An 8,495-nucleotide genomic window follows, 5' to 3' on the forward strand; every position below is an offset into this window, starting at 1 on the left:
TTTGAAATATTCTAACTAAAATCTAACGTAGTTATGCTTTCGCAGCTTCGTCAGATTGTGGCTTAGCTTTGATTGGCTTGAAAACGAGCTCTTCGGCTCCGCGCTTACATGTCACTCTGACTGTATCCCCTTCTTTTACATCACCACGAAGTAATGCTTCAGCGAGAGGATCTTCAAGATAACGCTCTACAGCACGACGCATTGGGCGAGCTCCGTAGTTTGGATCATAACCTTTTTCAGTAAGCAGGGTACGTGCAGTCTTCTCTAGCTTAATTTTGATCTTACGATCCGCTAGGCGGTCGAATAACTTTGTGCACTCGAGATCGACAATAACGTCGAGATCCTTCTTTTCTAGCATATGGAATACGACTAGTTCGTCTAGACGATTGAGAAACTCAGGACGGAAAAACTGCTTAGAGGCTTCCATTATCTTCTCTTTCATACCTTCAAAGTCTGCTTCATCTGCACTCATGGCGCCAAAGCCAAGAGATGTCTGCTTCTTCACAGTAGATGCACCAGCATTGGAAGTAAGAATGATGATAGTATTACGGAAATCAATTTTACGACCGAGGCTGTCTGTCACAGTGCCTTCTTCTAGGATTTGAAGTAATAGATTCATCACATCTGGATGAGCCTTTTCAACTTCGTCAAAGAGAATCACAGAATATGGACGACGACGAACAGCTTCAGTGAGTTGCCCACCCTCTTCGTGACCAACATAACCAGGAGGAGAACCAATCAGGCGACTCATCGCGAATTTCTCCATGTACTCGGACATATCGATCTGAATAAGTGAATCTGGGTCACCAAACATGAACTCAGCAAGGTTGCGCGCAAGATATGTCTTCCCCACACCGGTGGGACCTAGGAAAAGGAAAGAACCAATCGGACGGCGTGGGTCTTTAAGATCTGCACGAGAACGTCGGAGAGCCTTGGAAATCGATTTAACAGCAGACTTCTGGCCGATCACACGACCGGAAAGTTGATCTTCCATGTTAAGTAGACGATCTGCTTCTTTTTGCTCCATTCTCTGCAGCGGCACACCAGTCCACTTGGAAAGAACTTCCATGATCTCCTCATCCCCTACAGGCACGATGTTTTCTTCACTTTCAGACTTCCACTCAGATAGCGTGCTTTCTAAGTTTTCCTTGGCTTGCTTCTCTTCATCACGAAGTGCTGCGGCCTTTTCAAAATCTTGATCATTTATAGCTTCGACTTTGTCTTTATTGATTTCGACAATTTTCTGTTCGAGCTCTTTGACTTCCGGAGGGCGAGTCATCTGACCGATACGTGCGCGAGAACCAGCTTCGTCCAATACATCGATCGCCTTATCAGGAAGAAAGCGACCAGTAAGATAACGAGAAGAAAGTTTCACCGCTGATACTAGAGCATCATCAGAGTATTTCGCTTTGTGATGTGCTTCATATTTCGTGCGAAGCCCTTTAAGAATTTCAATGGCGTCATCTACAGAGGGTTCATCCACCTTCACCTGCTGGAAGCGACGCTCTAGCGCACTGTCTTTCTCAATGAACTTTCGGTATTCGTTGAGGGTGGTTGCACCTACGACCTGAAGCTCGGAACGACTGAGTGCTGGCTTTATGATGTTAGATGCATCCATGGCTCCTTCAGCAGAACCTGCACCCACAATAGTGTGAAGCTCATCGATGAAGAGGATGACGTTTTTCACCTTCTTAATCTCGTCCATCACCGCTTTGATGCGCTCTTCAAACTGACCACGGTACTTAGTACCTGCGACCATAAGTGCTAGATCGAGTGTTATCACGCGCTTATCGCGAAGAAGCTCAGGAACATTACCTGAAATGATTTCCTGCGCGAGACCTTCTACAATAGCAGTTTTACCTACACCTGCTTCACCCACTAATACTGGGTTATTTTTGGTACGACGGCAGAGAATTTGAATCACGCGCTCAATTTCTTCCTCTCGCCCAATCACTGGGTCGAGATCTCCATCTTCAGCTTTCTTGGTAAGGTCTTGGCCAAATGCCTTGAGAGCTGGAGTTTTAGTCTTTCCTCCTTCTGGGTTGCCTTCATTTGGTTCCTCTTCACCCTCCTCGAAAACTTCGAAAATTTCTTCGTCGTCATCGTCCGGGTTGAAGTTTGGATCAATTTCGGCAAGCACTTCTTGGCGAGTGCGCTGGATGTCAACATCCAGGCTCTGAAGAACACGTGCAGCCACACCTTCACCTTCACGTAGAAGACCTAAAAGTAAATGCTCAGTCCCCACATAAGAATGACTAAGTTGCTTCGCTTCTTTATTCGCTAGATTAAGAACCTTTTTCACGCGGGGTGTGTAAGGAATCTGGCTAGAAACGTTCTGCTCAGGACCTGAGCCGACTTGCTTTTCTACCTCTTGACGAACTGTGTCTAATTCAAGACCCATTCGCTCCAGCACGTTTACTGCCACACCTTGACCGAGCTTTATAAGCCCGAGCAATACGTGCTCAGTGCCGACGTAATTGTGGTTAAACCTATCTGCTTCCTTGCGCGCGAGGGCAAGAACTTGTTGTGCTCTTGGAGTAAAATTATTCATTCTCGAAATTTAAATCGCCAGTAGAGTTCTCTCCACTAACTAAGTGATCATTACTAATAGATGTAGCAGGGGCGTCTAGTGATTGCAACCTGCTGCGTAAGATTTCTGCTCGTATCAGGTCCCGTTGATTTGGATCTAACTCAGCACCAGCGTGTAACTGTAGATGTGCAGGTTGAATATCCATCATCATGGAATCGCATACTTGCATAATGCCATCAGAAAAATAACCCATAGCGGCCCCCATACGCAGCAATGAGATATGTGCGAACGCCTCTTTAGAGTCGAACATGGTAGCGTATCTTAGTATTCCATACGCTCGACCTATCTTATCAGACAGCTGATTGGGTTCGTCTTCGAGCATCTTCAGCCGCGCATTTGTTTCATGGGTCTGAATTTGTGAGACCACACGCTCAAGCCGGGAAATAATTACTTCTTCGCTCTCGCCTAGAGTCGACTGATTAGAGATTTGAAAAAGGTGTCCCAATGACTCTGTTCCTTCACCAAAAATACCACGGACTGCCAAGCCGATTTTATTCACAGCTTGAAGCACTTGACCGATTTGCTCAGTCAGCACCAAAGCTGGTAAATGGAGCATAGCGGAGGCTCTCATACCTGTGCCGAGATTGGTTGGGCAGGCTGTGAGGTAGCCCAGTTCAGAGTCAAAGGCGAATTCAAGTTCTTGCTCGAGTGCATCATCCACTTTACCTAGAAGTTTGTGTGCACCACGGAGGTCTAAACCAGCACGGATTGACTGCATACGCAGGTGATCTTCTTCATTGATCATTAGAGACAGACGCTGGCCGCGGTCCACCACGGCGGCACTACCTTGACCTCTTGCGGCCTGCTCACGGCTGATCAAATGGCGCTCAACAAGCACCTGTTTTTGAATCGCTTCTAGTTCTGAAAGCTCGTGTGAAAAGCCGTTTTTCATGACTTTCAGAGCTTCCACTTTAGGCCGGACTAGCTCGAGTGACTCAATACGCTGCGCCTTCGTTGCCCAGCCTGGAAAAGACAAGTTATTAAGATTTCGCGCTAGACGAATGCGGCTTGTGATCACCACTTCGTTGTTCGCATGTTTACCTATCATCCAGTCTGCTGGATGTTTCATCAATGTTGCAAATCGCATCATGGCTTTATTCAGCTTCTAATTCTTTAATGCTATCACGGATCTTTGCGGCTTCTTCAAATTTTTCATTAGAAATAGCCTGCTCGAGTGTCTGCTTCAGATTCTCTAGCTTTTGGCGGAACTCAAGAGATTCAGCCATACCAGATGGCACCTTACCTTGATGTTTAGCTCCTTGGTGCATTTTTGCCAAAACTGGTAAAATCTCGCCGCGAAATGCTGTATAGCATTGGCTGCAACCTAGGCGTCCTACTTTTCTGTAATCTTCCAAGGTAAATTCACAGTGCGGGCACTGTTCAGCTACTTCTACTACAGCTGATTGCTGTGCTTGTTGTGGAGTCTCGTCCATAAGAATATCGACCATTGAAAATGCGCCTGGGTCGGTCAAACCTCGTTCTTCGGCACAGCTCTCACAGAGGCAGATCTTCTTCTGGCCTCCCTGAACTGCTTGTGTGTAAAACACACTCGCCTCATTATTGCAAAGCTCGCACTTCATCTCCCATCCAGACTAGGACTAGTTCGTAAAAGTCCCAGTTCTAAATACTTTTTTTCTGTCTTACTCAGCTGGTATCGCACGCCCGGGTTGCACTGGTACTGCCTGGCGAATCTCGTCTTCAATCACAGCTCGACGGTTCTCCTCTTGAATCAATGCTCGAGCAGGTTCTTCTTCTACCTTCTCAGCAATCGGAATAATAGGAGGTCCTTGAGGTTTCACCAAGATAGGTTTAGGTGCTTCATTTATTTTCGCCGGCTCAGGCGGTATGAATTTCTCAGACTGACCTTCTAAAAACATCTCAGAACTTGCTGCAGGATCACCTTTACGCATCTTTATCACAACCCGACGATTCATCGCCTGAGTATCTTTATCACCGGTGTTCACGAGTGGTTGACGCTTTCCATAACCTATCACAATCAAACGCTTAGGATCGATCCGCATAGACTCCACTAGCCAGGTTTTCACCGCTTTTGCACGTTCTAGGGAAAGCTCACCATTCGGAATGTCACCACCTATCGTGTCGGTATGCCCTTCGATCCAACAATTTAAATTCGGATTCTTATCAATCAGTAATGCAACTTTAAGTAAGCTATTTCTGGCACTCTCCCGAAGCTCAGTTTTGTTAAATTCGAAAAGTAAATCAGAACCAATCATCCCCTTCGTATTTTCCAATGCATTTCCAGACATTCTCGTCATCGTGGAAAGAGCTGTAAAACTATCTAGAGCTCCTTTGTCTGCCAATCCATTAGCCCCTTTTCTCTCTAATTCCTCATTAAATTTATCGGGATCAAAGGTATCAACTTGCTGCTCACCTGGATCGATCACGACCTGGCCTGCCGCAGCTGGAGTGATGATTGTATCGGTACGCCCAATATCTGGCACATCATCAATAAAACTTGGTTCAGCTATAGGCTCTAAGCTTTCAGCCAATGCGTCCCCTTTCATCGCGGGAACTTCCATCTCGATGTCGAACGCAATGTCTTTCACATCAGGAGACATATCAATTTCGATATCCTCAGGCAGTTCTTCCAGAATCTCAATTTCGTCTAAAAGGTCACCCGCAACTTCAGGTGGTTCTGCAAGCTCTTCAGGCTTCATATCTGGAAGCGATTCTCTAAACTCGACATCGCGAACAACAATCGGTTCGGTTTCAATTTCTAAAACATTTGCGATAGTCGCGAAGCTTATAGACATGTTTTTGAGACCAAAAATCACTACGACATGAGCGAGCAAAGCCAAAATGACGGCAACTGTCACCAAGCGCCCCATGTGCTCGGTCTTTGGCAGACTAAAGGTTGACCCCTGTCTGACATTCTTCCAACTGTACCCTCGATTCGCCATATTTATCTTGAAGCAACCTAAAGCATCTCTGCTTTTGTTCAACACCTCAAATACGGCGATAGATACTAATATCTATCGGCCAATACCAGCATGACTCAGTCTACTTCTTAACGAAGTCACAAATTCTGTCGAAGACATCTTCAGCTTTCTCAATAGTAGCGTATTCACCACGTGCAGCAAAAATGGGTTGTTCATCCACACACACATTATCCCGCCCGTGCGAGCCCTTGACTAAAGTCGCATCGAGAGGAATGACGTCCAATAAGCCACGGAATCCAAGTTTCTTTTTGAGCAAGAACTTCGCGATCCTTAACTTAGGGCTACTAATTTCAGGATCTAAGAAAAGCTCCACTGGATCATAACCAGGCTTACGGTGAATATCCACACAGCGTGCAAAATCAGGAGCAACGGCATCATCCAACCAATAGTAATAGGTGAACCAAGCGTTTTCTTCACTAATAGCGATGAAATCACCCGATCGCTCGAGACCCTTGTCAGACATTTCAGAACTGAAACTTTCCTCCCCAAGCCGGACTTCTTCCACTCCGTCAACTTGTTTCAGAACTTCGAGCAACTCATTACGTAGACTCTTGTCATTCAAATAGATATGAGCGACTTGGTGGTCAGCAACGGCAAATACTTTAGAAGCTCCACAATCTAGAATTTCAGTACCAAGTTCATCTTTGATCGTGATCCAACCTTTTTCTCTAAAAATTCGATTCAGATGAACCGGCTTATCGACCTTTGATATCCCATATTCGGATAATAGAATTACTTCTACTTTTTGGGCTTCAAAAAATGTAATCAAGTCACCTACAATTGTATCAATTTTCAGAATCTCGTCTGCCATTTCAGGAGCGTATGGCCCATACTTTTGCAATCCGTAATCAAGATGCGGTAGGTACACCAAACTTAATGTTGGCTTGTGCTTTTCTTCCACCCACTTAGTCGACTCAGCAATCCATTCTGATGAAGGAATCCCCGCGTTTGGTCCCCAAAAAGAAGGAAATGGGAAATTGCCAAGATCCGCTTTTATTTCTTCACGCATCGCCATGGGCTGCGTGTACACATCAAATACCTTACGCCCATCTGCTGGATACATTGGCCGAGGAGTAATAGTCCAATCAGCACTGGAATACATATTGTACCACCAGAATAATTTTGCACAGGTGAAGCCTGGCTCATCACGGCGCAGCTTGTCCCACACCTTTTCACCTTGAACAATATGGTTACTTTGTTTCCAAAATTTCACTTCAGCAGCTTCACGGTCATACCAACCGTTCGCTACAATTCCATGATCCCCTTCACTCGTTCCAGTCACATAACTAGACTGCGCTGTACAGGTCACCGCGGGAAAGGCTGGCTTAAAAGAGTTAAGCTTCGCCTCAGATAAAAAAGCATTCATCTTCGGAGTATTCTCTCCCAGTACCGACTTAGTCAGACCTACAATATTGAGAACTACAACGCGCTTCATACTCTTATTTCTAATAACTCGATGTATCACATCAACTGGATAAATGAATACCCAACACGGTTAAGCATCTAACCAAAAACTCTTTCACGTTCATCTGCAGTAGTCGCAGCACTGTATTTTTTTAGCATCTGCATACAGTATTCAAGTAAAGCTTCATCCATATGGTGTACATCTTCACCTTGACCAACGTCGCGCAGAAGAAGAACTGTTAACTCCCCCCCCAGGTGCTCACGGAACTCTTCAAGCCCATCGAAAATAACTCTGCGACCATTCACGTTCTTTGACTCGAAGCATTCGTGATAAAGAGGTAATTTTAAGCCATCTAACAATGCTAACACTCTTTTAGCATCATTCTCAGAAAGTCTGCCAGTCCTCCACGAATAGAGCGTATCTAGACCCACACCTATACTCACAGCTTGAGCATGAGTGAGAGCAAAATCAGTAAGTTGCTCAAGCTTGTGTGCCGACCAATGACCGTAATCTAACGGACGACTAGAACCCAGCTCAAATGGATCTCCACCTTGAGCAATGTGCTCAGCATGTAAGATAGCAGACCGTTCTACAGCTTCTTCCAAAGCATGAGGCTTCAGCATAGCAAGCAATTGGACATTATCTTCTAACCAATCAAAAAATGCACCATCGCGCACCAGAGCGACTTTCACGGCTTCTACTAATCCATCGCGACGGACGTTTTCTGGCTGTGTATGGAGAAATGCAAAATCATTTACTACTGCATAAGGTACAGCAAAAGAACCTAACCAGTTCTTCTTACCAAAAGCATTGATACCATTTTTAACGCCTACACCTGAGTCATCCTGAGAAAGAGTCGTTGTCGGAAAACGCACTAGCCGCACACCTCTGTGCGAAGTCGCAGCTCCAAAGCCAATCACATCTAAAAACGCCCCACCACCAATAGCAAAAATATATGAGTGGCGATCAATTTTCTCCTCATTTACTGCATCCCAAACGGAATGTAATACTTTTTCATCTCGCTTACAAATCTCAGCCCCTGGAGCGACTATAATACGTTTCAGCTCAAGCCCTGGTGTGCTTGAAAAATACTCCTGCATCTCGCCTTCAAGCTTTGGAAATGCTTCAGCCACGGAATCCTCTAAAAAGATGAGCACCTTCGCACGACCATTTGTCTGTAACAACCGCGCAAGCATCCGATTACCTTCATCGAAGGCATTCCGAGTGAAACGAATGCGATGCTGATAGTTCAGCGATATAGTATAATCGTGCTCAGTCATAAATGTATTAATTAGTTAATACAGTAAACGCACTTACGCTACAAAATCTTAGCACTTTCCTTCATTTATGACACTTATAACACTTCAGTGGTGATACCGCTGTACCCTCGCGAGCTACTTCATCTCTTTGAGACGTACCTTCAAAGGACTCTACATAAAGCAAAAAGATCTTGTAGGGATCTACGAACCTAGCCCAATGGTTGAGCCGAAGGCGATGCCTTGGGATCAGATTCTGTAGTACTCAACAACGCTGTAAGCAT

Annotated in this window: 6 protein-coding genes; all 6 read right to left on the minus strand. The window is 45.3% G+C overall.

Annotation, left to right across the window (positions count from 1 at the left end):
* Positions 1–31 precede the first annotated feature (31 nt).
* Entirely contained in the window at positions 32–2,551 is a 2,520-nt protein-coding gene (locus ACSHX2_RS14455) for an ATP-dependent Clp protease ATP-binding subunit (RefSeq protein WP_435693665.1), read from the minus strand.
* Positions 2,544–3,680, minus strand: a complete 1,137-nt coding sequence (locus tag ACSHX2_RS14460; protein ID WP_435693666.1) for a protein arginine kinase — start codon at positions 3,678–3,680, stop codon at positions 2,544–2,546. The genes ACSHX2_RS14455 and ACSHX2_RS14460 overlap by 8 nt, the downstream gene beginning before the upstream one ends.
* 4 nt (positions 3,681–3,684) lie before the next feature.
* The gene (locus ACSHX2_RS14465; protein ID WP_435693667.1) at positions 3,685–4,170 is read right to left on the minus strand and encodes a UvrB/UvrC motif-containing protein; all 486 of its coding nucleotides are present in this window, start codon (positions 4,168–4,170) and stop codon (positions 3,685–3,687) included.
* A 60-nt stretch (positions 4,171–4,230) separates the two neighbouring features.
* Positions 4,231–5,511: an OmpA family protein gene (locus ACSHX2_RS14470; RefSeq protein ID WP_435693668.1), complete on the minus strand. Its 1,281-nt coding sequence runs from the start codon at positions 5,509–5,511 to the stop codon at positions 4,231–4,233.
* 100 nt (positions 5,512–5,611) lie between these two features.
* On the minus strand, positions 5,612–6,985 hold the full coding sequence (locus tag ACSHX2_RS14475; protein ID WP_435693669.1) for an alkaline phosphatase family protein: 1,374 nt from the start codon (positions 6,983–6,985) through the stop codon (positions 5,612–5,614).
* A 68-nt stretch (positions 6,986–7,053) separates the two neighbouring features.
* Positions 7,054–8,235, minus strand: a complete 1,182-nt coding sequence (locus ACSHX2_RS14480; protein ID WP_435693670.1) for a 3-dehydroquinate synthase — start codon at positions 8,233–8,235, stop codon at positions 7,054–7,056.
* Positions 8,236–8,495 lie beyond the last annotated feature (260 nt).

Origin of the sequence: Rubritalea sp., assembly GCF_051252225.1 — a bacterium.
Lineage (GTDB): Bacteria > Verrucomicrobiota > Verrucomicrobiia > Verrucomicrobiales > Akkermansiaceae > Rubritalea.